Source organism: Kluyvera sp. CHPC 1.2972, from assembly GCF_036759925.1.
GTDB lineage: Bacteria > Pseudomonadota > Gammaproteobacteria > Enterobacterales > Enterobacteriaceae > Kluyvera.
In genome coordinates, this window is the sequence record NZ_JAPKIB010000001.1 from 35,963 (window position 1) to 62,344 (window position 26,382).

The following is a 26,382-nucleotide window of genomic DNA, read 5'->3' on the forward strand; positions in this document are numbered from 1 at the left end:
CGCCATACCTCCTTCTACGGCCTATTTCGCCATCATGTCGGCGGAAAAGGTGAGTCTGCTGACTCTATCGTCGGTGACGTTTTTCAGGTATCCGCCATTCATCGTATTCACCGCTTATTTCAGCCAATTCTGCGATCGCAATCCGATTTTTTTTAAGATTAACCTTAGCCAAAAAAGGCAATAAAACGACCGTTCTGCCGATATTACAGATTGTCAGCCCGGCCCAATATGTTAAGGTAAAGTTATTATTGTTAATTTATGGAGAGAATAACCGTCCTACCTGCCTTTATTTCCACCTTTTATCCAAGCGGGAATAACCTGTCATTTCTGGCTTAACACGCGAAAATAATAAGGTCATGATTATGCAAACCACAACAAAAAGCGTCCTTACGCTGGCAGCACTCTTTACCTCATCTACCCTATTTGCTGCCGACCTGCCCGGTAAGGGCGTGACCGTGCACCCGGTGCAAAGTCCCCTACCGGAAGAGACGTTTCAAACCGAGATAATCAACCGCGCGCTGACGCAGCTCGGCTATACCGTCGCGCCTATCGAAGAGGTGGAGTACAACGTTGCCTACACCTCCATTGCCGCCGGGGATGCCACCTACATGGCGGTGAACTGGATGCCGCTACAGCAGGATATGTACCACGCCAGCGGCGGTGATAAAAAGTTCTACCGTCAGGGCACCTATATTAGTGGCGCAGCGCAGGGCTATTTGATCGATAAAAAAACCGCCGATAAATACCATATTACCGATATTTCGCAGCTGAAAGACCCTAAGCTCGCGCAGCTATTTGACGCCAATGGTGACGGCAAAGCCGATTTAGCGGGTTGTAACCCTGGCTGGGTGTGCGGCTCGGTGATTGATACCCAGATTAAGGCCTACGGCCTTGATGAGACGGTGACGCAAAATCAGGGCAACTATTCGGCGATTATTGCCGACACCCTCTCCCGCTATAAGGCCGGGAAGCCTGTGCTCTACTGGACCTGGACGCCTTACTGGGTAAGCGATGAGCTCAAACCGGGCAAAGATGTGGTGTGGCTGACCGTGCCGTTCTCGGCGAATCCGGGCACGCTTAAAGATTTGAATACCGAATTGCCGAACGGTAAGAATTACGGCTTTGCGGTAAACAACGAGTACATCGTCGCCAATAAAGAATGGGCGGCGAAGAACCCGGCGGCGGCGAAGCTGTTTGCGGTGGCGAAACTGCCGCTGGCGGACGTGAATGCCCAGAACCAGCTGATGCATACCGGGAAATCGACGCCGGAGGATATTCAGAGCCACGTCGACGGGTGGATTAAGGCCCACCAGCAGACGTTCGATGGCTGGATAAAAGAGGCGCTGGCGGCGAAGTAAGACGCGTTGTGGTAAACCCGGGGTCGGCGTAAACGCCTCGCCCGGGCTACCATTTAGTGTAGCCCGGCCAAGCGCAGCGCCGCCGGGGCGGCACCGTGCCTCAAATCACTCCATCACACGCGCACGCTTAATGCGGCTCTCTTCGCTGGTCTCAGCGGACGCCACCAGCGCAAAGTTAAAGCTCACTTCGGTATGCGGCTGGTTGATATGACGTTCCTGAGAAAGCGCTTCATCGGTGATTTTCACCGGGTCGGCAATCAGCTCTTCGCGGGTGGCGAAGGCAAAATCGTCCCACAGATAAGCATCACCGTTAAGATTGATTTGCGTGGTCAAATGCTTATACCCCGGCGCTGAAACAAAGAAGTGCACATGGGCAGGACGGTTGCCGTGGCGGCCTAACTGATCCAGCAATTTCTGGGTTGGGCCATCCGGCGGGCAGCCGTAACCGCAAGGCACGATGCTCTGCACCGCATAGCGTCCATCGGCGCCGGTTTCCACGCGGCGTCGCAGGTGGTATTCGCTTTGCGACTGGTCGAAGAACGAATAGCCGCCCAGGGTATTGGCATGCCAGATATCGACAATCGCCCCCGCTACCGGATTCCCCTCAAGATCGGTCACCTGCCCATGCAGCCACATTGGCTCGCCCTGCTCGCTGCCATCATCCATGCGCGCAAACTGCTTGCTCAGCGGCGCGCCCGCGACGTACAGCGGCCCTTCGATGGTGCGCGGCGTGCCCACATCGTTACCGGCGGCGGCCTCTTTTTCATCGGCGCGCATATCCAGATAGTGCTCCAGCCCCAGCCCTGCCGCCAGCAGCGCCGCTTCTTTGCGCTCGCCCAGTTCGTTCAGGTAGTTCACCGCCAGCCAGAACTCTTCGTCGGTGATATCAAATTTGCGGATGGTCTGGCACAGGTCACTCAGCACCTGATGCATGATCGCCTTAAAGCGCTCATTGCCCTGCTCAGCGTTCAGGCCGCTGCTGATGGCCAGTAAGGATTCCAGTTCGGTCTGTTTTGCGGGATTAACGGACATTGCGTATTCCTCTTCGTAGGGTAAGGTTTGTTGTTTTAATCAATGGCCGACGGGTGTCGGCATAACGGCTGCACGCTGATCTCCATATAGGGATAGAGCGGCAGCGCGGTTAAGAGGTCGTGAAGCTGCTGGTTATCGGCCACGTCAAAAATGCTGACGTTGGCGTACAGCCCGGCGACGCGCCAGATATGCAGCCATTTCCCCTCGCGCTGAAGCTGCTGGGAGTAGGCTTTCTCTTTGGCCTTGATCTCGTCGGCCTCGGCTTTCGGCAGCGTCGGCGGGATATTGACGGTCATTTCAACTTTGAACAGCATCGGGATGTCCTTTTAGTCACGGGCGTAATAACGCAGTTTGTCGAGGTCAATCTCCACGCCCAGCCCCGGCCCCTGCGGCAGCGCAACCTGCCCCTGGCGGAAGTCGAGCGGGGAAACCACAATGTCATCTTTCAGCAGCAGCGGGCCGAACATCTCGGTGCCCCACTGCATCCGTACGGTAGACCAGGCGTGAAGCGAGGCTACCGTGCCGAGCGTGCCTTCCAGCATGGTGCCGCCGTACAGCGCCACGCCCGCCGCCTGCGCCACGTGCGCCAGCTTCAGCGCCTGCGCCGGGCCACCCGCTTTGGCAATCTTCAGCGCATAGGCGCCGCTAAAGCCGCCGTGTGCCAGCGCGTAGCCGTCGTGGCTGGTTGCCACCGCTTCATCAGCGAGAATGGGGACCTCAAAGCGCTGGCTGAGGGCAATCAGCCCCTGCCGATCCCACAGCGGGGTTGGCTGCTCAACGAGATCGATACCGCCCTCCTGCAACTGACTCATGCCTTTCACCGCGGTGGTGAAATCCCACGCCTGGTTAACGTCAACGCGAATGCTGACCTCCGGCCCCAGCGCCGCTTTAATCGCCAGCGCGTGGCGAATATCGGTTTTTAGCTCCCGGGCACCAATTTTCAGTTTGAAGGTGTCGTGCCGCCCTTCCGCCAGCAGCCGTTTGCCTTCGTCGATGTCTTTATCGGTGTCGCCGCTCGCCAGCGTCCACAGCACCGGCAGACGGTCGGTTATCGCCCCGCCGAGCAGCGCGCTCACCGGCAGCCCCAGCAGCTTGCCTTGGGCATCCAGGAATGCGGTTTCCAGCGCTGATTTGGCAAAGGTGTTCCCCTTCACGCTGGCGTTCATTTTGTCCGCCAGTGCCGCCACGCCGCTGAAGGTCTGGCCGCATAGCAGCGGCGACAGGTAGGTTTCAATGGCCGATCTGATGGCCTCCGGGCTTTCCGCGCCGTAGCTCAGTCCGCCGATAGTGGTGGCTTCCCCCCAGCCCACCACGCCCTGGGCGCACTGCATGCGCACAATGGTCAGGGTCTGACAGCCCATGGTGGCCATCGACAGCTTGTGTGGGCGAATAGTGGGAATATCCACCAGCCAGCAGGTCAGTGATTCAATCGTTAACATCCGTTGCTCCAGCCTTTGTAGAGTGTGTTGGGGTTGACGGCAGGCTTCGCAGGGCAATCCACGCCAGTAGCGCATAACCGATCAACAGTAAGGAAACCGGCCAGGAGGCGTCGAACGCCATCAGCAGCGCCACCGCCAGCATCGGACCGAGACCGCCGGAGAAGATCGATCCCACTTCGTGGCCCAGCGCCAGCCCGGAGTAGCGCACGCGCACCGGGAAGAGATCGCTCATGATGCACGGCTGGGTGCCGATCATCGCGCCATGGCACACCGGCAGGCCGAGGAACATCGCCAGCATCACCGCGCCGTAGTTGCCGGTAGAGAGCAGCCAGAAGAACGGGAACGCCATCACCAGCAGGCCAATCACACCGATGTAGTAAACGGGCTTCAGGCCAATCTTGTCCGACAGCGCGCCCCAGAAGAGGATCGAAAAGAATTCAATCAGCATCGCCAGGGTCACCGCGCTGATGATCTCCCCGGTGCCGATGCCAATGTGCTTGGCGTAGACCACCGAGAAGGTGAAGAAAATATAGGACGCCCCGTTTTCCGGCAGCCGCAGCGCAATGGCCTGCAGCAGCGCTTTTGGATGCTCACGCACCAGCACCAGCAGCGGGATCTTCTCGTGCTTGTCTTCTGGCTTCGCCTGGGTGAAGGCTTTGCTCTCGCGAATGTTTTTGCGGATATAGACGCCCACCAGGAAGATGACGATGCTCAGCAAGAACGGCACGCGCCAGCCCCAGCTCAGGAAATCGCGCTCTGGCAGCTGTTGGACAAGGTAAAAAGCGAAGGCCGAGAGCACAAAGCCGCCGGAGACGCCCATCTGGCTCCACGCGGTATAGAAACCGCGACGGGACGCCGGGGCATTTTCGCTCAGCATCAGTACGCCACCGCCCCACTCGCCGCCGGAAGCCACGCCCTGCAAGAGACGCAGGATGATCAGCGACAGCGGTGCCCAGATGCCTATCTGCGCGTAGGTCGGCAGCAGGCCGATAATAAAGGTCGTCGCCCCCATCAGCGTCAGGGTCATGATCAGCGTCATCTTGCGGCTATAGCGGTCGCCAATATGGCCGAACAGAATGCCGCCGAGCGGGCGCGCCAGAAAGCCGACCGCAAAGCCGGAAAACGCCAGCAGCGTGCCCTGTAGCGGGTCGCCGCCGACCGGGAAGAACAGTGGGCCAAACACCAGCGCCGCAGCGGTGCCGTAGAGAAAGAAGTCATACCATTCCAGCGCATTACCCAGTACCGACGCGATCACCAGCTTGCGCATCTGCTGCGCGTCCTGGCGGACAGTCGTTGATGTGACGGCAGTTTCAGAAACGACATTGCTCATCCGGCATTCCCCTTTTGTCTTTAGGCTTCCACGTCGCAGCCAACCGTGTGGTAGCGGCGGTTGAAATAGACCAGCCCGCGCGGCTGCTCGCTGATGCGAATCGCTTGCACCCGGCAGTAAAAGACCGAGTGGCTGCCCACTTCGTGGCAGTCATCAATCAAGCAGTCGAAGCTCGCCACCGCCGAACTGAGTACCGGTGCACCGCTGGCCATCACCTGCCAACTGTCGTGGCAGAAACGCTCTTCGGAGCGCAGGCTGGCGTTGGCAAAAATGCCGGACAGCGTCTGGTGGTCGCTCGACAGCACGTTGACGCACAGCGCGCCGTTTTGTTTGAAGTGCGCGTGGGCAAAAGAGTTGCGGTTCATGCACACCAGCAGCGTCGGCGGCTGGTCGGTTACGCTACAGACGGCAGAGGCGGTAAAGCCAAATTTGCCCGCCGGGCCGTCGGTGGTGATCACCGATACCGCGCTACCCAACTGCGCCATGGCGTTACGAAACTCGGTTTGCAGAGTCATAGGGAGATCCTCAAAGATCGATTATCAGGCGGGCGCTTTTCGCCCGGGAGCAACACAGCAGGATCTGATCGCCATCGGCCTTCTCTTCGTCGGTCAGATAGTGGTCACGATGATCCGGCTCACCTTCCAGCACGTCGGTCAGGCAACTGCCGCAGATCCCCTGTTTGCAGGAGACGCAGACCTTGAGCCCCGCCAGCGCCAGCGCTTCAACGATGGTCTGATTTGCCGCCACCTGAACGGTGATGCCGCTGGCGGCGGCCACCACTTCAAACGGCTGCCCGCCGGTTTCCACCTCGGCGCTAAAACACTCCTGGTGGATCTGCTCCGGCGCGTAGCCCTGCGCAGTGGCCTGCTCGCTGACCGCATCCATCAGCCGCGTGGGGCCGCAGACGTAGACGTGGGTGCCAGCAGGCACATCGCACAGCACCGTATCGAGGTTAATCCGCTGTTCATCGCTGAAGTGCAGATGCACCTGCGGGGCGTAGGCCGAAGCGGTCAGTTGCGCGATAAACGCGGCCTGGGCGCGGCTTCGCGCACAATAATGCAGGCTGAAAGAGCGCCCGGCCGCCAGCAGTTCTGCTGCCATCGCCAGCATCGGCGTAATACCGATACCGCCGCCAATAAGCAGGCTGTGGCTCGCCTTTTCATCCAGCGCAAAGAGGTTGCGCGGCTCGCTCACTTCAATCGCGTCGCCTTCCTGTAGCCGGTGAACGGCAAGTGAGCCGCCTTTGGACTGGCTGTCTTTCAGCACGCCAAGCTGGTAGTGATGGCGCTCGCACGGATCGCCGCACAACGAGTACGGGCGCACCAGATCGTCGCCCAGATGCAAGTCGATATGCGCCCCGGCGGTAAACGTGGGCAGCGCCGCACCGTCGGCTTTGGCCAGCGTAAGCAGCACGACCTCACCCTGAAGCTCGCGGCGGATAACCTGTAATGTCAGCATCGACGGCCCCCCTAACGCATAAACAGTCCGCCGTTAATGTCCCAGGTGGCCCCGGTGACAAACGACGATGATTGGGAGGCCAGCAGTGCGACGGCCTGCGCGACAAACGCCGCGTCGCCAAGTTCACCCACCGGGATCATCTGTAACAGGCCAGGCATCTTCTCTTCCGGCACCAGCGCGTGAACCGTCGGCAGGTCCATCGGCCCCGGTGCGATGGCGTTAACCGTCACGCCGGATTTCGCCAGCTCGCGGGCAAACACTTTGGTCAGCGTCAGGATGCCGCCTTTTGACGCCGCATAGTGCGCCCCGGAGGCGGTGCCGCCGTTCTGCCCGGCGAGCGACGCGAGGTTGATGATGCGACCATAGCCGCGGCGGGCGAAGTAGCGCCCCATCGTCTGGCAGCCGACAAAGGTGCCGCGCAGGTTGGTGGAAATCACCTGGTCAAACTCTTCGGCGCTAATCTCCATCACCGGGGTGGCGAGCGTCAGCGCGGCGTTATTGACCAGCACCTGCAGGCTGCCAAAGCGTTCGATGGTCGCCGTCAGCGCCTGGTCGAAGGCTTCCGGCTGGCGAATATCCAGCCCCAGTGCCAGCACTTTGCCTTCGCCGTTATCCAGCTTTGCTGCGGCATCGGCGGCACGGGCAGCATCAACGTCGGTCAGCACCACTTGAAAACCTTCGGCCAGCAGGTGGGCGGCTATCACGTTGCCGAGGCCGGAGGCGGCCCCGGTGACTAATACGGTTTGCGTCATAAACGGTTCCTTACAGGATGTAGCCGATGCTGTGCAGCACATCGTCGCTGTTGACCAGGCGAATCACCTTCTGCGTGATCCGCCAGCCGTTTTCCTGCGGCTGCAGGCGCCAGGTAATGTCGGCGGCGTAGTGGCGGCTGTGGCCCTTGCGGTGCTCCCACAGCGACTGCGCGCCGCGCACCACCACTTCGTTTTCGCTGGCTTCCAGCAGGCGGAAGCGCGATAGCGTGCGCAGCGTTCTGGCGCGCGGGGTGGTGGAAATAGACTCGCCGCTATAAAGACGCTTCACGCGCTTGGCGCGCATCTCGTGATCGTCGCAGGCGTAGTTGAGCGTGTTTTTAAAGTCGGTTTCGGTCGGGTCGATCGGCACCACGTACAGGCCGTCGTGCTGCCAGAGATCCAGCCAGGCATCAAATTCGCCCTGATCCAGCAGGTCGCCTTCGAGGTTGATAACCGCGATGGCGTTAAACAGTACAGATTCAGCGGTCGTCATTTATTCCATCTCCGTCATCAGTTTTTTCCACTGCTGGTAGGCCGCGCGCATGCCGGTTTCGGCGCTGACGTCGCTGCGCAGGCCGTCGTCGGTGCGGTATTCCCCGGCCAGGCCGCGGTTGAGCATGATCCACAGATCGTCTCCGGCTGTGGCCCCGCGCTGGACGCGCTCCCACGCTTCCGAGTCATCCGGCGTGCCGAAGCCCATCGGCCCCTGGAAGTGTTCGTGCAGACGCAGACGCGCCTGGTTAGCGATTTCCGGGCCGCCATCCATGGTGATCACCGCGTGGTGAATTTCGGTTTCGTTCACCGACACCGGCTGCAATACGCGGAAGAAGGCCATCGAGCAGGCAATATTCGGGAAGATATTGAGGTTGAAGCCGGAGCCACCGACCGCGCGGACGATACGGCGCACCTGATCTTCGTCGTGATCCGCTCGCAGCGCGTCGGCCAGATCGGTAAAGCGCTCGGGGATCGGCGCATCAAGATTGGCTTCCAGATCCACCAGTTCCGGGATCATCACCATCACGCTATGGCCGTTGCCGAGATCTTCGACATAGCCGCTGCCGTCAACAAAGTTGAGCATCTCTTCGGTCTGCTTATCGACCGAGCTTAAGAACGAACGGTGCACCACCGGGAAGTGGTAGCCGTCAGTGGTGTTTTCGAGCTGAATTTTCCAGTTGCCGGGGAAGCGGAAACGGTGCGCCGGGCCGGTTTTGATCGGGTAACCCGCGCCCTGCTTCATAAACAGATCCATCCATTTTTTCGCCGCGCCGAGGAAATCTTCCAGCGGTTGAATGTGGTCGTTAAAGGTGGCGAAGATCATGCCCGCGTACTGTTCGGTGCGCAGGGACACCAGCCCCAGTTCGCCCTTGTCTAACTGGTCAGCATAGCTTTCCGGGTGCGGCACGCCGCGCAGGCTGCCGTCGAGCGCGTAGCCCCAGCCGTGGTATGGGCACACGAAACTGTTGGTTTTGCCGCTGCGGTGTTCGCAGACGGTGGCCGCGCGGTGGCGGCAGCGGTTCAGCAGCGTGTGGACGGTGCCTTTACGGCCCCGCACCACAATTACCGGCTGGGTGCCGATTTCAGTGGTTTTAAAGCTGCCGGTCTCCGGGATTTCACTGGCGTGCGCTACCCAAACCCAGGTTTTGCCGAACACGCGGTCCAGCTCCAGATTGAACAGCGCTTCGGAGGTGTACAGCGAGGTGTGTACACGGTCGTGCTGTACCAGCGAGGCAATCTCTTCGCGGCTCGGCGCGTTCGGCATCGTGGTATCGATATTCTTCACATTAATCAGGTGATCACACTGCATGTCCATTCTCCTGCACGTCTTCGACGGTCTGATTTTGGTCCGGCACCGGGAGGGTATCCTCGGCGTGCCAGTGGCTTACGGGTCGGCTAAACAGGTTGCGGGTGGCAAAATGGTGCATCACCATCTCCCCCGCTTCGCGCCGGAAGGTAACGTTTAATTCGGCGGCATTGAGGTGTGCGCCGCCGGCGTTAAAGGCGGAGGTTTGCAGCATCAGCCAGCGGCCCTGTACGTCGCCACCGGGTGCTGTCGTCAACGCCTCTGAGCAGAGAAAGTGCGCGTTCATGGCGAAGTGCGCGGGCTGGCGGACGTAGCCCGCCATCATCGCGATAATCGCCGCGCGTCCCTGATGACGCCCCAAGCGCGTGGCGTAGGGTTCGCCTACCCCTTCCCAACAAGCATCGATGGAGAACAGCGCACCAATGGCCTGCACCGTATCGAGTGAATCCAGCCTGTCGCACAGGTGCATGTAGTTGCTGATGCATACCCGCGCGGCCTGCTGGTCTTCGAGCTGCTGGAGGCGCAGCGCATCCTGAGAGGTCATCATCTGCTCCCTTAGCCCTGGATAATCAGCTCGCGACCGACGCGGGCTTCAATTTTGCAGTACTTCCACAGCTTGCTGCCGCTGTCGCCGACCGGCGTGGTGCGGAACAGGTTGCAGACTGCCGCGACGTTTTCCAGCGCCTGGGCGTCCGCCAGCACGTAGGTGGTCCACGGTGCGGTGGTAGACGGGCCGACCATCAGCTGGTCGTCGTCCATGTTGCCGATAACCGTGATCCCCGGGGTCTCTTCCATCCCTTTCATCATCACGCCAAAGGCGGCCCATACCTGTTTGGCTTCAGCCGCGCTGGCATCGAAAAAGTTCTGGTTCACGCCGATGCAAAACAGCACGCGCAGTTGGGTTGATTGGCTCATTAGTTGCTCCTTAGGTTAAAAATCACAGGTAACCGGGCATCGGTTTACCGCCGAAAAAGACCGTACCGGCATTGAGGTACGAGAGGTCGCCCATAAAGGCATGTTGGGTAATCACCATCGTGTCGCGGACGTAGCGCTGCAGCGGGCTGGTCATGGTGACGCCGCCCATGCCGCTCAGCGCCAGTGCCTGACGTGCCACTTCAGCGGCGACGCGGGTCACGTGGGTTGAGGAAAGTCGTAAGGCGTTGATCTGCGCGCACTCCGCGTCATCGCCTCTGAGCAACTGCTGCCAGACGTCGTCGATGGCGTCATAGAACCAGGCGCGGGCGGAACGCAGATCGGCCTCGCAGCGGGCAATTTGCATCTGTGCCTGCGGGCGGTCGGCCAGACGCGGCGCGCCGGTGACCGACTGCTGACGATGGGCAATGGCGTAAATTTCGTTGAGCGCCGCGCGGGCCACGCCGAGCGCCACCACCGAGAGCACCTGGGTTGCCAGAGAGAGCACCGGGTAGCGGTACAGCGGCCCTTCGAGGTTCAGCGCGCCGCCGCGAATAAAGGTCCACTCCTGCGGCACAAAAACGTCATCCACCAGCAGGTCGTGGCTGCCGGTTCCGGCAAGGCCGACGGTGTCCCATACCGGATCAATCTGCACGCTGGCGCGAGGCAGTACCGCCATGCGCGGCAGCGCCTGGTCGCCATCGGGCTGAATGCCTACCCCCAGCACCGATGCCCCCATGCTGCCGCTGGCAAAGCTCCAGCGCCCGCTGACCCGGTAGCCGCCGTCAGCCTGACGCGCTTTTTGCGTCGGGAAGATCCCGCCCGCAAAGACCACGTCCGGGCCATCGCGATAAAGATCTTTTAACGTTTCCACCGGCAGCGCACCGAGGTAGAACGGGCTCATACCGAAGCTGGCCACCCAGCCTGCGGAACCGTCTGCGGTGGCAATCTGCTCAATCAGTTCGCAAAACTGTGCCGGAGTGCACTCGTCGCCACCGTAGATTTTTGGCACCAGCGCGCGATAGACGCCCGCCTGTTTAAAACCGGTAATGATGTCGTCAGAAATATGACGTTGATGCTCAAAATCAGTGCTGCGTGCGCTCACTTCACTCAGCAGCGGAACCAGCGATTCACGGACCTGGACGGTAGACATAGCTTTCTCCAGAAATTGATAGGCAGCCGTTCGCCGGGCGAACGAGGCCGCAATGAGTCGAACTCACTGAGTCATCAGGGAAAAGGTAAAGCGAGTGAGGTTAGCGGCGCGTTCGAGCCGCGAGCCACTCGGCGGCCTGCACCAGCAGCCCTTCAGCACCTTTGCGGGCCACCAATTGCAGCGCAATCGGTCGACCATCAAGCGTGCCTGCAGGCAGCGTGAGCGCCGGGTGTCCGCTGAGGTTAAACGGCCTCACCAGCCGGGTCAGGTTGACCACGCTGAGCGGATCGTTCGCCTCGGTAAGCGTTGGCGGCAGCTCCGGCAAGGTGGCCAGCGCCAGCAGCGGTGTGTCGGCAAGCAGCGCATCGACATCGTCGCTAAAGCGGCGGCGTACCTGCTCTGCCTGGGACAGTGCTTCGGCGGTGACCAACCCGCCAGCGCGAATGCGGGTAGCAACGTCCTGGGAGACGGACTCCTCTATCAGCAGCGGGCTAAAGGCCTGCCAGTTTTCATGGCTGATAATGGCGACGCCCGCGAGATGGGCATCAACAAGCGTTGGCAGTTCACCCTGCGCGGACTGCACGCCCGCTTCGGCAAGAAAGCACAGCAGCGCGGCATCGATTTCCGGCAGCGCCGCCGGGATAAAGGTGATGGCTGGCAGCGCGTCCAGCGGGGATTCGACGGCAATGTGCAGGCGGTTCAGCGCCTGACGAAGGGTATGTGTGTCGCGGGTAAACAGGCCCACGCTGTCCAGCGAACTAGCGGCAGGCATCACGCCCTGACGGCTCAGCACGCCGTAGCCCGGTTTCAGGCCGAAGATCCCGCAGCAGGCCGCCGGCATGCGTACCGAACCGCCGGTGTCGGTGCCGAGGGAAAAATCGACCTCGCCCGCCGCCACCACGGTAGCCGAACCGCTGGAGGAACCGCCGGGGATCAGCGACGGAAAGCGCGGATTCACTGGCGTGCCGCTCCAGGGATTAATGCCGGTGACGCCAAACGCCAGTTCGTGCAGCGTGGTTTTCCCCGCCAGAACGCAGGCGTTAGCCAGCAGGGTGGCGACGACGCTTGCATGCTGGGCGGCAACCGGCGTATCAGCCAGCGCCGGACAACCCGCCTGGGTGCGGAATCCCGCCACGTCCAGCGTGTCTTTGACGGCAAAACTCAGGTCGCCCTCACCGAGGGTGAACCGTTCGATAAACCCATTGCTTTCACAAACTGGCTGCATGATTAACACCTTAACCAGAAAAAATGAATCATATTCAGGCGCGCAGTCGATGCTGCTTTTTTGCCCTGTCCGATAGTTAATCACTATGGAATATTTAGATGAAAATTCAAGTAAATTTTCACGTTAAATTTACCATGATATAACAATTCATTAACCTTTTAATTGACAGGGTTACTCATGCAGCCTGATGAATTACATAGCAAATTTCGGCATAAGGGAGGGCGTTACCGCTGAAGTGTTCTTCAGCGGTGGTCGTCATAAAAGGGTTTATTTACAGCGAGTTATGATATTTTTCTACACCAGTCACAATTTTGTCATTGTGCCGTGTGGCGGGCTACAGCTCGTTAAGATTATCCAGCACTTTTGACAGCGTCAGGTTCATTTTCTCTACCTGACTGGCGCTTATCCCCTTAAAGCCTTTGTCAAAAATCTTGCCCACCAGCGGCATCGCTTCCGCCACCTTCTGCTGGCCAGTTTCCGTGAGCATCACCACCGTCACGCGGGCGTCATGGACGCTGTTAGCGGTCGTGACCAGCCCATCCTCGCGCAGGCGACCAACGATTTTGGTTACCGTCGGCATTTTCGCCAGCGCGTATTCGGAGATTTGCGAAATACTCGCTTCTCCGTACTGGTGAGTGATCATCAGCACGCGAAAGCGGGAAACATCCAGGCCAATCTTTTTCAGGGCGACCTCTACGGTTTGGGTGTAACGCGCATAGACGTTAACAATCCAGTAGAACGGAAACTCTTCGCGATGAAAGACGGCGTCTTCCGATACTTTTTTTATATAACCCATGCGTTTCCTTACCCCAAAAAACTTCAGATTTTATGATTATACGCTTTGTCTTTCCGCCCGTCCTGACCCCTTTTTGCCGCAAACCACAATGACGCGTCAATGAAAGCGACGCAGATCTCATTATGATTCACAAATGCCACACACATAACAATTACGTATCATTTTGCACACGGAAAATTGACATCTTCAGCGGCTATTTTCTATACGTTAGCAGCCTGCACGGCACCCATACTAATAATCACAATGTGGAGCTTTTCATGAACGATAGCCCTTCTCTGGGACACAAACGCGACGGGGAGCTTGCCACTCCGCCCCCGGCGCAGCAGCCGCTGAACCCGCGTCAGCAGGCGGTTATCAATAAGCTTTTCCGTCGGTTAATCGTGTTTTTATTCGTGCTGTTTGTCTTTTCTTACCTCGACCGCATTAACATCGGCTTTGCCGGCCTGACCATGGGCAAAGACCTGGGACTCACCAGCACCATGTTTGGTCTGGCGACGACGCTGTTTTACGTGATGTACGTGGTGTGCGGTATTCCCAGCAACGTGATGCTGACCATCGTTGGCGCTCGCCGCTGGATTGCCGTCCTGATGATTGTCTGGGGCATCGCCTCGACCGCGACCCTATTCGCCACCGGGCCAAATAGCCTGTATGCGCTGCGTATGCTGGTCGGGATCGCCGAAGCGGGCTTCCTGCCCGGCCTGCTCTACTACTTAACCTATTGGTTCCCGGCGCATTATCGCGCCCGCGCCAACGCCCTGTTTATGATTGCCATGCCGGTGACGATGGCGCTGGGGTCGCTGGCCTCCGGCTATATTCTCAACATGGACGGCATGTTGAATCTCAAGGGCTGGCAGTGGTTGTTCCTGCTGGAAGGCTTCCCGTCGGTGCTGCTCGGTCTGGTGGTCTGGTTCTGGCTTGATGATAGCCCGTCGAAGGCGAAATGGCTGACCGACGACGATAAAGCCTGCCTCGAGGAGATGATGGAGGCCGACCGCCAAAGCGCGCTGCAAACACAAAGCGCGATTCAGGCCGCGTCGGTGGGGCAAAAGAGCGTGATGCGCGAGCTGATGACGCCCACCATCATGCTCTACACGCTGGCCTACTTTTGCCTGACCAATACGCTCAGTGCGCTAAGCGTCTGGACGCCGTTGATTCTGCGTAGCTTTAACGCCGAAAGCAGCAACGTCACCATTGGCCTGCTTAGCGCCATTCCTCAGGTCTGTACCATTGTCGGGATGGTCTGGTGGAGCAAGCGTTCTGACCGCCATAACGAACGTAAACTGCATACCCTGCTGCCGTATCTGTTCGCCGCCGCAGGCTGGGTGCTGACCGCCACCAGCCCTTACCCACCGCTGCAGTTTACCGGCATTGTGATGGCGTCGATGGGGGCGTTTGCCGCGATGGTGATTTTCTGGACCACGCCGGACAGAGCGCTGTCGCTGCGCGCTCGTGCGCTGGGTATTGCGGTGATTAACGGCACCGGGATGACCGGCGCGGCGCTGGGGCCACTGCTGATGGGGCTGATGAAGGACGTGACCGGCAGCTTTAACGCGGGGATCTATATGGTCGCCGGGTTCCTGGTGCTGGGCGCGGTGATTATCGCGTTTATTCCGATGAAGGCGACGCAGCGGCAGTCCGATACGGTCGGTGCCGCCCCGGAGTCGGCGTAAACGCCTCGTCCGGGCTACCCGAAATCATCACGTAGCCCGGCCGAGCAAAGCGGCAACGAGGTAATGTAGCCCGGCCGAGCGAAGCGACGCCGGGACAGGCTCGTCCAGATCAGAAGGTGTAGCTCGCCCCTACCTGTACCGTCCGGTCACGACCTATCCAGCAGTTGGTGCTGTCATAGCAGGTCAACGTCTCTTTGTTGGTCAGGTTTTGCGCGCTGGCCTTGAGCATCAGCCCTGCCAGGCTGCTGTCCACCGCCGACATATCGTAAGACACCGACATATCATACTGCGTGGTGCCACCCAGCTTGCCCGCGGTGTTATCCGGTGCAATCTCCATCGGCCCGGTGTAGCGCAACCCGGCCCCTATCGTCAGCCCGCGTACCGCGCTCTGATCGAAGGTGTAATCGCCCCACAGGTTAAAGGCGTTTTCCGGTACCTGCGTTGGGCGTTTACCCTGATAGGTTTCATCTTCGGTGTTAATGGCGTGCGTGTAGGCGTAGTTGGCGATCAGGTTGATGTTATCGGTTGGTCGGCTAACCGCCGACAGCTCTGCCCCTTTCGACTCAATCTCCCCGGTCTGATGGTAGTTCCAGCTCGGATCCAGACTCAGAACGTTTTTCTGCTTGATGTTAAACACCGAGGCGGTGAAGGTGGTGGCATAGTCGGCCAGCAGATACTTCACGCCCCCCTCAACCTGCTTACTGGTGGTGGGTTTCACCTGATCGGCCGTCAGGTTACGCGCCGGTGATACCGGCTTAAACCCTTCTGAATAGCTGATGAACGGCGAAAGACCGTTATCAAAGGCGTACAGCGCCCCCAGACGTTTGGTGACCCTATCCTGAGAAATCCACGTCTTCTGGTCGTCGTTCAGGTAATCGGTGGTGGCCGACTGGTACTGGTCATAGCGCAGGCTGGCGAGCAGGTTCAGGCCGCCAAACTCAACCTGATCCTGAAGGTAGTACCCTTTTTGGTTGTAGGAGAGACGGTTTTTCTGTGCCGTGTAAAGCCCCAGCGCGTCTTCATTGACCTGGCCGAAATCCGGATTGCGCATATCAATATCCGGCGACGTGGTCGCATAGCGATAGTGGTAGTGCGAATTCAGCTTCTGGTAGTCAAACCCGGCCAACAGATGGTGCTGCCAGTCACCAAAGGCGAAGGTGCGCGTGACCTGGTTATCGATATTGAAGCTATGGAGGTCTTCATCCGTGGTGTAGGCGAAACGATTTAACGCATAAACGGGATTCCCCGTATTCCCCGTCGAGTAGATGCTGTTCTGGTGGCTGTCGATGTCGAAGTAGCGCGCCTTCTGCGCAATGCCCCAGCCGCTATCAAACTCATGCTCAAAGCTGTAGCCCACCATCCACTGCCGTTGCTTAAATCCGCTCCATTTATCGCCCGCATAATCGCGCTTACCGGCATAGCTTGAGCGCAGATAAGAGAGCGGCAGCGGGTTAGACGGCGTCAGGCTTGGGGTGTTCTGCGCCAACGCGTCAATGGTCAACCGGGTTTTATCGCTCGGCTGCCAGGTGACGCTCGGCGCGACCAAATAATCCTCAGTGCGGGTGGTGTGCGGCTGATCGTCGCCCTCCGTCGCTTTCCCCAGCAGGCGATAGCTCCAGTCGCTGTCGGCAATACGCCCGGTAGAATCGAGATACCCCTCTTTCAGATTACGAGTGCCAGTATTAAAGCCGACCTCGGTGCGCGGCGTGGTCTGCGGCTTTTTGCCCTGAATATTGACCAGCCCGCCCGGCGAGCCGTTGCCATACAGCACGGAGGATGGCCCTTTGAGAATATCCACGCTCTCAACCAGCAGCGGGTCGATGCGCGCTTTGGTATTGCCGGTGACGTTATAAGGCAGCTGCAGGCCATTATAGAACTCGTTATCCACGGTGAAACCACGAATTTTGTATTCGCTCATGTAGGTGGTGCTACCGCGAGATTCCGTCGATACGCCCGGTGCATAGCGCAGAATTTCGTTAACCGACGTCGCGTGCCGCTCGCTGATTTCATGCTGGCTGATGGTGTTGATCACCTGCGGCGTTTTGCTCTCTGCCACCGCAGATTTGGTGGCGCTATTGGTCCAGGCCGGGAGTTCACTACTCTCGCCTGAGCCCGTAACGACCATCGTGGTTTCATTTTTATCAGCCCAGGCTGATGTGGAAAGGGCAACGGCAATCATCCCTGACAGCGTACAACGACGAAAAACGGTTCTTTTCATTTTATAGACGAACTCAATTCAAACAAAGAACGATAATTATTATCATTTGTGTTTGTAGTTCAACATAAAAATGAAGACAGCGACGAAATGGGGGACAACGCGGGGGATAAAACGAAGAACGGCCCCTTGCGGGGCCGTTGAGAGACATGATTATTCGCGGCGAATCAGGCGGAAAACCCCCAGCACAACGATGGCACCGACGACGGCAACCAGGAAGCTGTGCAGGTTAAAACCGGTGACACTGCCGCCGAGGCCAAACGTGGTCGCTAACCAGCCGCCCACCACCGCACCGACTATCCCCAGGATGCAGGTGAGGATGAATCCGCCCCCATCACGCCCCGGCATAATCAGTTTGGCAATAACACCGGCAATCAGACCAAAAATAATCCAGGTAATAATACCCATTTTTCCCACCTCTTCAGTTCCATTAAACAGCCATAAAAGCGCCGACATTCTGCGCCGCTAATACTTCAAGTATAGGTAATTGTTCTTAAAAAACCTGGCAAGGCGATGATATTTTATACGGATAAATACGAATATTGACGTAAGCACTGTCTTAAGTGCTTTGGGCAGCCAAAAGCTGCGAAGATGTTAATTTTTTTCATTTGGGCGCTGAAGTTATATTTTCGTAAGCCGATAAAACATAAAGCCTCTGCCATTCAGGAGCCATTCCAGGTGAGTGAGCACAACACACAGTTTTTAAAGCAAAACCCATTAGCCGTGTTAAGCGTTCTGCGCGATCTTCAGCAGGCTAACGCCGCGCTGCGCGTTAGCTGGTCGTCCCACCAGTTTATTAGTCGTATTCTTGATGTCAGCCAGCAGCGTCTGGTTATCGATTTCGGTAGCCGTGATGAGGACAACGTCGCGGCCCGCTCGGCCAAAAACATTACCATGGTTGCCGAAACCAACGGCGCAAAAATAGAGTTTACGGTGCCGCAGATGCAGGTGGAGGATTATCAAAGCCTGCCCGCGTTCGTGATGCCCACCCCGCCGACGGTCTGGTTTATTCAGCGTCGCGAATTTTTCCGTATTCCCGCGCCGCTGCATCCGCCCTATTTTGGTAAAGCCACGCTGCCGGATAAGAGCACGCTGCGCTTTCGTCTGTTCGATCTGTCGCTTGGCGGCATGGGCGCACTGCTGGATGCACCACCGCCGGACGGCTTGATTTCCGGAATGGAACTCAAAGAGATCGAGCTGGATATGGCGCAGTGGGGGCGTTTTCGTTTTGATGCGCAGCTGCTGGCAATCAGCGAACGCAAGGTGGTGGACAGCAAGAATGAAACTATCGTCACGCCGCGCTTAAGCTTCCGTTTTCTGCATATGAATCCGGTGCTTGAGCGCTCGCTCCAGCGCATTATCTTTTCGCTGGAGCGTGAAGCGCGCGAACGGGCGAATAACGTCCGTTAATTACATCGCATCCATCGCTTTCTGAACTTTCCAGATATAGCGTGGCGCCTGCGGTGCTGGGTGATTCTTCACCACGTGGTCGAAGAATTCGTCCTTATCCATGTCGTTAATTTCCGCAATGGCCTTTTTACGGTCCGATGAGAAGGTGCGCAGCAGCGCACCTGCACCGTTAGCATAGGATACCACCAGCGCGTACTGCATCACTTCCGGGTCGGTGATCCCGGCAAGCGAACCGTGTTCCAGAATGCTCAGATAAGCGGCGCCCATCGAGATATTACGTTCCGGGTTTTTCAGCTCGCTGGTCGACGGCTGTCCGCTCCAGCCCATGTAGCGATAGACGTCCAGACCCGAGGTGGAGGCTTTCAGCTGCATCAGACCCACCGCGTTCGATTTACTGACAAGCGACGGGTTACCGCCGGACTCTACGGCGATAATCGCGGTTATCAGGCGTGGGCTTACGCCCCAGGCCGCACCGGCTTTTTCGCTGATAGGCATCCACTGCATTGCTCGTTTCACCGGCACTTCGGGATTCCAGGGCGGGTTACGGTAATCCGATTTAGAACTGCACCCTGCAAGTAATACAATTAAAAAAGCAAACCATCTCAATTTCACGCATCTATCCTTTTAGCTGAACTGTGCCGCCGTTAATGACAACCATGGGCTCAGGCGGCATGATACTCGTTTCACTATCAGCAAGGAAATGCCATGTCTCAGTTTCATCTCGTCGCCCCTTCCGGTTATTGCATCAATCAGTCTGCCGCGCAGTGCGGGGTTAAGCGATTAGAAGAGGCCGGGCATCAGGTGGAAAATCAGCAGGTTATCGCCCGCCGCGACCGCCGTTTTGCCGGGGTGGAGGCTGAGCGCCTGCACGATATCAACGCGCTGGCGACCCTTAAGGGTAAGAACCGTATCGTCATGCCGGTGCGCGGCGGCTATGGCGCTAGCCGCCTGCTGGACAGCATTGACTGGCAGGCGCTGGTTGCCCGTCAGCAGCAGGATCCGCTGCTGATCTGCGGCCACAGCGATTTCACCGCCATTCAGTTTGGCCTGCTGGCCGCTGGCAACGTCATCACCTTTAGCGGCCCGATGCTGGCGGGAAACTTCGGCGCGGAAACGCTGAACGACTTTACCGAACAGCACTTCTGGAAGGCACTGCGCCAACCGACCTATAGCGTGGAATGGCAGGGAGATGGCCCCGACTGCGAAGCGGCGGGCACGCTGTGGGGCGGCAACCTGGCGATGATCGCCTCGCTTATCGGCACGCCGTGGATGCCGGAAATTCGCGACGGCATTCTGGTGCTTGAGGATATTAATGAACACCCGTTCCGCGTTGAACGTATGCTGTTACAGCTGCTGTACGCTGGGATCCTGCCACGCCAGCGCGCGATTGTGCTGGGCAGCTTTACCGGTGCTAACCCGAACGATTACGATGCCGGGTACTCGCTTGAATCGATGTACGACTATCTGCGCTCACGCCTGTCGATTCCGGTCATCAGCGGCCTCGACTTTGGCCATGAGCAACGGACGGTGACGCTGGCCCTCGGCGCGCAGGCGCAACTTTGCCACGCCGCCGGGCAATCCCGACTCACCCTCACCGGACATCCGGTATTAGCTGAATAAAAAACAATAATCACCCTTTATTAATCCACTGTTCACGCCGCAATTATGGTAACGTTTTGTAACTAGCTTGTACGTTATCGGGGAGTGCGTGAACATTGGACGCCACGGCAGTCATTAGTCTCTTTATTTTGGGTTCAGTCTTAGTAACCTGCAGTATTCTCTTAAGCTCATTTTCTTCCCGTCTCGGTATCCCTATTCTGGTTATCTTCTTAGCCATCGGCATGCTGGCGGGCGTTGACGGCATCGGCGGCATCCCCTTCGATAACTACCCTTTCGCCTATATGGTCAGTAACCTGGCGCTGGCGGTGATCCTGCTTGACGGCGGGATGCGCACCCAGGCCAGCTCCTTTCGCGTTGCCTTAGGCCCGGCGCTGTCGCTGGCGACCGTCGGGGTGCTGATCACCTCCGGGCTGACCGGGATGATGGCGGCGTGGCTGTTCAAGCTCGATATAATGGAAGGGATGCTGATCGGCGCGATTGTCGGCTCAACCGATGCGGCGGCGGTGTTTTCACTGCTCGGCGGCAAAGGGCTGAACGAACGCGTAGGTTCAACCCTTGAGATCGAGTCCGGCAGTAACGACCCGATGGCGGTGTTTCTGACCATTACGCTTATCGAGATGATCCAGCAGCACGAAAGCGGGCTGAGCTGGATGTTCCTGGTGCACATTATTCAACAGTTCGGCCTCGGTATTCTGATTGGCGGCGCTGGCGGCTATCTGCTGTTGCAGATGATCAACCGCATCGCCCTGCCCGCCGGGCTCTATCCGCTACTGGCGCTCAGCGGCGGGATCATGATTTTCGCCGTCACCACCTCGCTTGACGGCAGCGGTATTCTGGCGGTCTACCTGTGCGGCTTCCTGCTCGGTAACCGGCCAATTCGCAACCGCTTCGGCATTCTGCAAAACTTCGATGGCCTGGCATGGCTAGCGCAAATCGCCATGTTCCTGGTGCTGGGGCTGCTGGTAACGCCGTCCGATCTGCTGCCGATCGCCATTCCGGCGCTGCTGCTCTCTATCTGGATGATTTTTATCGCCCGTCCGCTGTCGGTATTCGCCGGGCTGCTGCCGTTCCGCGGTTTTAATTTGCGCGAGCGCACGTTTATCAGTTGGGTTGGTCTGCGCGGCGCGGTGCCGATCATTTTGGCCGTTTTCCCGATGATGGCTGGGCTTGAGAACGCGCGTCTGTTCTTTAACGTCGCCTTCTTCGTGGTGCTGGTATCGTTGCTCTTACAGGGTACCTCGCTCTCCTGGGCGGCGAAAAAAGCCAAAGTGGTGGTGCCACCGGTTGGCTGGCCTATCTCGCGCGTCGGGCTGGATATCCACCCGGAAAATCCGTGGGAGCAGTTTGTCTATCAGCTGAGCGCCGAGAAATGGTGCGTCGGCGCCGCGCTGCGCGACCTGCATATGCCGCCGGAAACGCGGATCGCTGCGCTGTTCCGCGATAATGTGCTGCTGCACCCAACCGGCAGTACCCGACTGCGGGAAAACGATATTCTGTGCGTCATTGGCCGCGAACGAGACCTGCCGTCGCTCGGTAAAATGTTCAGCCAGTCACCGCCGGTCGCGCTGGATCAAAGTTTCTTCGGCGACTTTATTCTTGAAGCCGGGGCGAAGTTCGCCGACGTGGCCATGATTTATGGTCTCGACGGTGGTGAAGAGTTCCGCGATAACCAGCAGTCACTGGGGGATATCGTCGAGCATCTGCTGGGGGCAGCACCGGTCGTGGGTGACCAGGTGGAGTTTGCCGGTATGGTGTGGACGGTAGCGGAGAAAGAGGAAAATCAGGTGCTGAAGGTTGGCGTGCGGGTAGCTGAGGAAGAATCGGAGTAGTGTGTTATTGCCGGATGGCGCTGCGCTTATCCGGCCTACAATAACAATGCCGAACCTGTAGGCCCGGTAAGCGTAGCGCCACCGGGCAATCTTACAAAAGTTACACTGTCACAACAGGCACACGCGGCGCCAGAGCGCACATCAGCTCGTAACCGACGGTGCCCGCGCTGGCGGCCACTTCATCAATCTTAATCTCCTGCCCCCACAGCTCCACCGCCGTACCAATTCCCGCCTGCGGACACGGCGTTAAATCCACCGCCAGCATATCCATCGAGATAGCCCCGACGGTGCCGGTTCGGATACCGTCCACCAGCACCGGCGTGCCGTTGGCGGCAATGCGCGGATAGCCGTCGGCATAACCACAGGCCACGATACCGATACGTTGCTCCTCTTTGGCGCGGTAGCGGCTGCCGTAACCGACGGCATCGCCCGGCTTCAGAGTCTGAATACCAATAATCTGGCTGCTGAGGCTCATCACCGGCTTCAGCCCGGTATTGGCAATATCCTGCCACTGCCCGGACGGCGAAGCACCGTAGAGCACAATGCCCGGCCGCACCCAATCAAAGTGGGTCTCAGGGTGCCAGAGCGTTGCCGCCGAGTTGGCGAGCGAGCGCGGGCACTCCAGCCCTTCAGCGGCCTGTTCGATACGCAGCATCGGCTCCGCCACGCCGTCGGTCAGTTCCGACTGGGCAAAGTGCGACATCAGCGTTATGGTGCTAACGTTGCTAATACCCCGTAGCTGCTGCCACACGGTGTGGATGCGCTCCGGCGCAAAACCGAGGCGGTTCATGCCGCTGTTCACCTTGAGATAGACATCAATCGGCGCATGCAGACGCGCGTTCTGTAACGCCTTAATCTGCCAGTTGCTGTGTACGCTGGTGGTCAGGCGGTACTTATCAAACAGCTCCAGCTCATCGGCATGGAAGAAACCTTCCAGCAGCAGAATCGGCCCTTTCCAGCCGCGTTCGCGCAGCAAAATGGCCTCTTCAAGGTTGAGCATCGCAAAGCCGTCGGTTTCCCGCAGCGCATTCCAGATGCGATCCAATCCGTGGCCGTAGGCGTTAGCTTTCACCACCGACCAGACGCGAGCACCGCCCGCCGCCCGGCGGACAATGCCCAGATTCTGCTTCAGCGCCTGCAAATCAATCGTGGCGAGCACGGGACGTGACATGCGTTCTCCTTATTGGTGTGCGCCATGCAAATGCTGAGGATGTGCCGGGGTAAAGCCCGGCGAATAGCGTGCAACGCTAAGATCATCATAGGGGATAGCCGGCATTCGGCCAGACATTAAATCACTCAACAACTGACCGGAGCCGCAGGACATGGTCCAGCCCAGCGTGCCGTGACCGGTATTGAGCCACAGATTTTTAAACGCGGTTTTGCCCACCACCGGCGTGCCGTCTGGGGTCATTGGACGCAGGCCGGTCCAGAAGGTGGCCTCTTCGATTTTACCGCCGCGCGGGAAGAGATCCCCCACCACCATCTCCAGCGTCTCGCGGCGCGGTTGCAGCAGTTCGGTATTAAAGCCGACGATCTCCGCCATGCCGCCGACGCGGATACGGTTATCAAAGCGGGTAATGGCGATTTTGTAGGTTTCGTCGAGGATGGTCGACACCGGCGCACCGCTCTCCTCGACGATAGGGATGGTCAGCGAGTAGCCCTTTAACGGGTAAACCGGAATATCCACCAGCCCTTTCAGCATCGCGGTTGAATAGGAACCGAAGGCCATGACGTAGGCATCGGCTTTCACCAGTTCGTCACCGCACTTCACGCCAACGATGCGATCGCCTTCCTGAATCAGGCTGTCGACCGGGGTATTAAAGCGGAACGTCACGCCTGCCTGTTCGGCCATTTTCGCCAGTCGCTGGGTGAAGAGCTGACAGTCGCCGGTTTCATCGTTCGGCAGACGCAGGCCGCCGGTCAGTTTGTGGGCCACTTCCGCCAGTGCCGGTTCGACTTCCGCCAGGCGTGAAGCTTCGAGCAACTGATACGGGACGCCCGCATCTTCCAGCACTGCGATATCGCGGGTGGCGTTTTCATACTGTTGTTCGGTACGGAAAAGCTGCAGCGTGCCGCCCTGTCGCCCTTCATAGGCAATACCGGTGGTTTCACGCAGCGTTTTCAGGCAGTCACGGCTGTACTCGGCCAGCCGCACCATCCGCCCTTTGTTTTCCATGTAGTGGCGGGTGTCGCAGTTACGCAGCATCTGCCACATCCACTTCAGCTGGAAGCCGGTGCCGTCCAGACGGATCGCCAGCGGCGCGTGGCGCTGGAACATCCATTTAATCGCCTTCAGCGGCACCCCGGGTGCCGCCCACGGCGCCGCGTAGCCCGGTGAAATTTGCCCCGCGTTGGCCGCGCTGGTTTCCAGCGCCGGACCGGCTTCCCTGTCGATCACCGTAACCTGATGCCCCGCCTGACTTAAATACCAGGCGCTGGTTACGCCAACCACGCCACTTCCCAGTATGACAATGTGCATAGCCACTCCAGAATGAGTAAAAGAACAATCATCTAATTACAAATTGATAACCCAGATGAAAATATTATTCAACATATGCTTTTTTTATGGTGACTTACCTCACAGAGTGCCCACCATGCGGGGTAACGGAGAATTTGATATCTCCTGCTACCCTCTATTTTTTGTCAGCATAAAACTCTGCAAATATGAAAAATAAGCGCTATCAAAATGAATAAATCATGAAGAAAAGAAATGGCGCTTGTTACAGAATTTCTGCGGTGTTCTATTCTTGAAGAGAGGCTCTCCAGACAGAGAGAGTCGCCAACAATGAGGGCGCGCTAATGGCTACGATTGACTCGATGAATAAGGACACCACTCGTCTGAGCGATGGACCCGATTGGACGTTTCCGCTGCTCGAAACCTACCTGGCGGAGATCGACCGGGTGGCGAAGCTGTACCGGTTAGACACCTACCCGCATCAGATTGAAGTCATCACCTCCGAGCAGATGATGGATGCGTACTCCAGCGTCGGGATGCCGATTAACTACACGCACTGGTCCTTTGGCAAAAAATTTATTGAGACCGAGCGCGGCTATAAGCATGGGCAGCAGGGACTGGCCTACGAGATTGTGATCAACTCCAACCCGTGTATCGCCTACCTGATGGAAGAGAACACCGTCACCATGCAGGCGCTGGTGATGGCGCACGCCTGCTACGGCCACAACTCCTTCTTTAAAAACAACTATCTGTTCCGTAGCTGGACCGATGCCAGCTCCATCGTCGACTACCTGCTGTTCGCCCGCAAATACATTGCCGACTGCGAAGAGCGCTATGGCGTGGACGAGGTAGAGCGCCTGCTCGATTCCTGTCACGCACTGATGAACTACGGGGTAGACCGCTACAAACGGCCATCGAAGATTTCCATGCAGGAAGAGAAAGCGCGGCAGAAGAGCCGTGAAGAGTACCTGCAAAGCCAGGTGAATATGCTGTGGCGCACCCTGCCGAAGCGCGATGAAGAGAAAGCCGTCGAGTCGGCGCACCGCTATCCGTCTGAGCCGCAGGAAAACCTGCTCTACTTTATGGAGAAGAACGCGCCGCTGCTGGAGTCGTGGCAGCGTGAAATCCTGCGCATTGTGCGCAAGGTCAGCCAGTATTTTTATCCGCAGAAGCAGACCCAGGTGATGAACGAAGGCTGGGCGACCTTCTGGCACTACACCATCCTCAACCATCTGTATGATGAGGGGAAAGTGACCGAGCGCTTTATGCTCGAATTCCTGCACAGCCACACCAACGTGGTGTATCAGCCGCCGTACAACAGTCCGTGGTATAGCGGCATTAACCCGTATGCGCTGGGCTTCGCCATGTTCCAGGATATTAAGCGTATCTGTCAGAACCCAACGGATGAAGACAAGTATTGGTTCCCGGACATCGCAGGCTCGGACTGGCTCACGACCCTGCACTTCGCGATGCGTGATTTTAAAGACGAGAGCTTTATCAGCCAGTTCCTGTCACCGAAAATCATGCGTGATTTCCGCCTGTTCACGGTGTTGGATGACGATCGTAATAACTATCTGGAGATTTCGGCAATTCATAACGAGGAGGGGTATCGGGAGATTCGTTCGCAGCTTTCATCCCAGTACAACCTCAGCAATCTGGAGCCGAATATTCAGGTGTGGAACGTGGATTTGCGCGGCGACCGCTCGCTGACGCTACGCTATGTGCCGCATAATCGTGCACCGCTGGATAAAGGGCGTCGTGAGGTGCTCAAGCATGTGCATCGTTTGTGGGGGTTTGATGTGCATCTGGAGCAGCAGAATGCAGACGGCAGCGTGGAGTTGCTGGAGCGCTGCCCACCGCGACCAAATGCGCTGTAACCTGGCATCGTAGCCCGGACGAGGTGCAAAGCACCGACTCCGGGGCTGCC

At 58.2% G+C, this 26,382-nt stretch carries 25 protein-coding genes and 1 pseudogene; 6 read left to right on the forward strand and 20 right to left on the reverse strand.

What is annotated here, in order from left to right; all coding sequences use genetic code 11:
• Nucleotides 1–362: 362 nt before the first annotated feature.
• Nucleotides 363–1,358 carry a glycine betaine/L-proline ABC transporter substrate-binding protein ProX gene (gene proX, locus V6944_RS00190; RefSeq protein ID WP_333497444.1) on the forward strand — a complete coding sequence of 332 codons (996 nt, stop codon included), beginning with the start codon at nucleotides 363–365 and terminating at the stop codon, nucleotides 1,356–1,358.
• 105 nt (nucleotides 1,359–1,463) lie between these two features.
• On the opposite strand, the gene catA is transcribed toward proX, so the two are convergent.
• The 14 genes from catA to V6944_RS00260 form a co-directional block, all read right to left on the reverse strand.
• Nucleotides 1,464–2,390: a catechol 1,2-dioxygenase gene (gene catA / locus V6944_RS00195; RefSeq protein WP_333497445.1), complete on the reverse strand. Its 927-nt coding sequence runs from the start codon at nucleotides 2,388–2,390 to the stop codon at nucleotides 1,464–1,466.
• Between the two features lie 35 nt (nucleotides 2,391–2,425).
• Complete coding sequence (gene catC / locus V6944_RS00200; protein ID WP_333497446.1) at nucleotides 2,426–2,704, reverse strand: muconolactone Delta-isomerase; 279 nt, start codon at nucleotides 2,702–2,704, stop codon at nucleotides 2,426–2,428.
• Nucleotides 2,705–2,716: 12 nt separating this feature from the next.
• Entirely contained in the window at nucleotides 2,717–3,829 is a 1,113-nt protein-coding gene (locus tag V6944_RS00205; RefSeq protein WP_333497447.1) for a muconate/chloromuconate family cycloisomerase, read from the reverse strand.
• Nucleotides 3,816–5,096, reverse strand: coding sequence for an MFS transporter (locus tag V6944_RS00210; RefSeq protein ID WP_416020920.1), 1,281 nt, complete (start codon nucleotides 5,094–5,096; stop codon nucleotides 3,816–3,818). The genes V6944_RS00205 and V6944_RS00210 overlap by 14 nt, the downstream gene beginning before the upstream one ends.
• Before the next feature lie 83 nt (nucleotides 5,097–5,179).
• Nucleotides 5,180–5,674 carry a flavin reductase gene (locus V6944_RS00215; protein ID WP_185667702.1) on the reverse strand — a complete coding sequence of 165 codons (495 nt, stop codon included), beginning with the start codon at nucleotides 5,672–5,674 and terminating at the stop codon, nucleotides 5,180–5,182.
• Between the two features lie 10 nt (nucleotides 5,675–5,684).
• A complete protein-coding gene (locus V6944_RS00220) occupies nucleotides 5,685–6,617 on the reverse strand; it encodes a PDR/VanB family oxidoreductase (RefSeq protein WP_333497449.1) in 933 nt (310 codons plus the stop codon).
• Between the two features lie 11 nt (nucleotides 6,618–6,628).
• Nucleotides 6,629–7,369, reverse strand: coding sequence for an SDR family NAD(P)-dependent oxidoreductase (locus tag V6944_RS00225; RefSeq protein ID WP_333497450.1), 741 nt, complete (start codon nucleotides 7,367–7,369; stop codon nucleotides 6,629–6,631).
• Between the two features lie 10 nt (nucleotides 7,370–7,379).
• Nucleotides 7,380–7,862, reverse strand: coding sequence for an aromatic-ring-hydroxylating dioxygenase subunit beta (locus tag V6944_RS00230; RefSeq protein ID WP_333497451.1), 483 nt, complete (start codon nucleotides 7,860–7,862; stop codon nucleotides 7,380–7,382).
• Nucleotides 7,863–9,173, reverse strand: coding sequence for an aromatic ring-hydroxylating oxygenase subunit alpha (locus V6944_RS00235; RefSeq protein WP_333497452.1), 1,311 nt, complete (start codon nucleotides 9,171–9,173; stop codon nucleotides 7,863–7,865). It abuts the gene before it with no gap.
• Nucleotides 9,163–9,717, reverse strand: coding sequence for a nuclear transport factor 2 family protein (locus tag V6944_RS00240; protein WP_333497453.1), 555 nt, complete (start codon nucleotides 9,715–9,717; stop codon nucleotides 9,163–9,165). Before V6944_RS00240 ends, V6944_RS00235 begins: the two co-directional genes overlap by 11 nt.
• Nucleotides 9,718–9,725: 8 nt before the next feature.
• The gene (locus tag V6944_RS00245) at nucleotides 9,726–10,085 is read right to left on the reverse strand and encodes an IacB protein (RefSeq protein ID WP_333497454.1); all 360 of its coding nucleotides are present in this window, start codon (nucleotides 10,083–10,085) and stop codon (nucleotides 9,726–9,728) included.
• Nucleotides 10,086–10,107: 22 nt separating this feature from the next.
• Complete coding sequence (locus V6944_RS00250) at nucleotides 10,108–11,235, reverse strand: acyl-CoA dehydrogenase family protein (protein ID WP_333497455.1); 1,128 nt, start codon at nucleotides 11,233–11,235, stop codon at nucleotides 10,108–10,110.
• Nucleotides 11,236–11,335: 100 nt separating this feature from the next.
• Nucleotides 11,336–12,460 (reverse strand): amidase, encoded by a 1,125-nt coding sequence (locus V6944_RS00255; protein WP_333497456.1) that lies wholly within the window; start codon nucleotides 12,458–12,460, stop codon nucleotides 11,336–11,338.
• A gap of 334 nt (nucleotides 12,461–12,794) precedes the next feature.
• Nucleotides 12,795–13,256 carry a MarR family winged helix-turn-helix transcriptional regulator gene (locus V6944_RS00260; RefSeq protein WP_333497457.1) on the reverse strand — a complete coding sequence of 154 codons (462 nt, stop codon included), beginning with the start codon at nucleotides 13,254–13,256 and terminating at the stop codon, nucleotides 12,795–12,797.
• 257 nt (nucleotides 13,257–13,513) lie between these two features.
• On the opposite strand from V6944_RS00260, the gene hpaX reads away from it, so the two are divergent.
• A complete protein-coding gene (gene hpaX / locus V6944_RS00265; protein WP_333497458.1) occupies nucleotides 13,514–14,926 on the forward strand; it encodes a 4-hydroxyphenylacetate permease in 1,413 nt (470 codons plus the stop codon).
• A 109-nt stretch (nucleotides 14,927–15,035) separates the two neighbouring features.
• On the opposite strand, the gene V6944_RS00270 is transcribed toward hpaX, so the two are convergent.
• Together V6944_RS00270 and V6944_RS00275 are read right to left on the reverse strand one after the other, a co-directional pair.
• Nucleotides 15,036–17,144, reverse strand: coding sequence for a TonB-dependent siderophore receptor (locus tag V6944_RS00270; RefSeq protein WP_333497459.1), 2,109 nt, complete (start codon nucleotides 17,142–17,144; stop codon nucleotides 15,036–15,038).
• A 150-nt stretch (nucleotides 17,145–17,294) separates the two neighbouring features.
• The gene (locus V6944_RS00275) at nucleotides 17,295–17,549 is read right to left on the reverse strand and encodes a GlsB/YeaQ/YmgE family stress response membrane protein (protein WP_185667692.1); all 255 of its coding nucleotides are present in this window, start codon (nucleotides 17,547–17,549) and stop codon (nucleotides 17,295–17,297) included.
• Nucleotides 17,550–17,819: 270 nt separating this feature from the next.
• On the opposite strand from V6944_RS00275, the gene ycgR reads away from it, so the two are divergent.
• Nucleotides 17,820–18,551, forward strand: a complete 732-nt coding sequence (ycgR, locus tag V6944_RS00280) for a flagellar brake protein YcgR (protein ID WP_333497460.1) — start codon at nucleotides 17,820–17,822, stop codon at nucleotides 18,549–18,551.
• On the opposite strand, the gene emtA is transcribed toward ycgR, so the two are convergent.
• Nucleotides 18,552–19,163: a membrane-bound lytic murein transglycosylase EmtA gene (emtA, locus tag V6944_RS00285; protein WP_220438857.1), complete on the reverse strand. Its 612-nt coding sequence runs from the start codon at nucleotides 19,161–19,163 to the stop codon at nucleotides 18,552–18,554. It lies immediately after the preceding gene.
• Nucleotides 19,164–19,256: 93 nt separating this feature from the next.
• Here emtA and ldcA point away from each other — a divergent pair, with 93 nt between their 5' ends.
• Nucleotides 19,257–20,171 (forward strand): muramoyltetrapeptide carboxypeptidase, encoded by a 915-nt coding sequence (gene ldcA / locus V6944_RS00290; protein WP_333497461.1) that lies wholly within the window; start codon nucleotides 19,257–19,259, stop codon nucleotides 20,169–20,171.
• 95 nt (nucleotides 20,172–20,266) lie between these two features.
• Nucleotides 20,267–22,000 (forward strand): potassium/proton antiporter, encoded by a 1,734-nt coding sequence (locus V6944_RS00295; protein ID WP_333497462.1) that lies wholly within the window; start codon nucleotides 20,267–20,269, stop codon nucleotides 21,998–22,000.
• Here V6944_RS00295 and V6944_RS23295 read toward each other — a convergent pair.
• The 3 genes and pseudogenes from V6944_RS23295 to V6944_RS00305 form a co-directional block, all read right to left on the reverse strand.
• Nucleotides 21,941–22,090: pseudogene (locus V6944_RS23295) on the reverse strand (hypothetical protein); the annotation flags it as partial. The gene V6944_RS00295 and the pseudogene V6944_RS23295 overlap by 60 nt on opposite strands.
• Nucleotides 22,091–22,100: 10 nt before the next feature.
• Nucleotides 22,101–23,171: a catabolic alanine racemase DadX gene (gene dadX, locus V6944_RS00300; protein WP_333497463.1), complete on the reverse strand. Its 1,071-nt coding sequence runs from the start codon at nucleotides 23,169–23,171 to the stop codon at nucleotides 22,101–22,103.
• A 9-nt stretch (nucleotides 23,172–23,180) separates the two neighbouring features.
• Nucleotides 23,181–24,479 carry a D-amino acid dehydrogenase gene (locus V6944_RS00305; RefSeq protein WP_333497464.1) on the reverse strand — a complete coding sequence of 433 codons (1,299 nt, stop codon included), beginning with the start codon at nucleotides 24,477–24,479 and terminating at the stop codon, nucleotides 23,181–23,183.
• A 320-nt stretch (nucleotides 24,480–24,799) separates the two neighbouring features.
• On the opposite strand from V6944_RS00305, the gene V6944_RS00310 reads away from it, so the two are divergent.
• Nucleotides 24,800–26,332: a SpoVR family protein gene (locus V6944_RS00310; protein ID WP_185667685.1), complete on the forward strand. Its 1,533-nt coding sequence runs from the start codon at nucleotides 24,800–24,802 to the stop codon at nucleotides 26,330–26,332.
• Nucleotides 26,333–26,382: the final 50 nt, after the last annotated feature.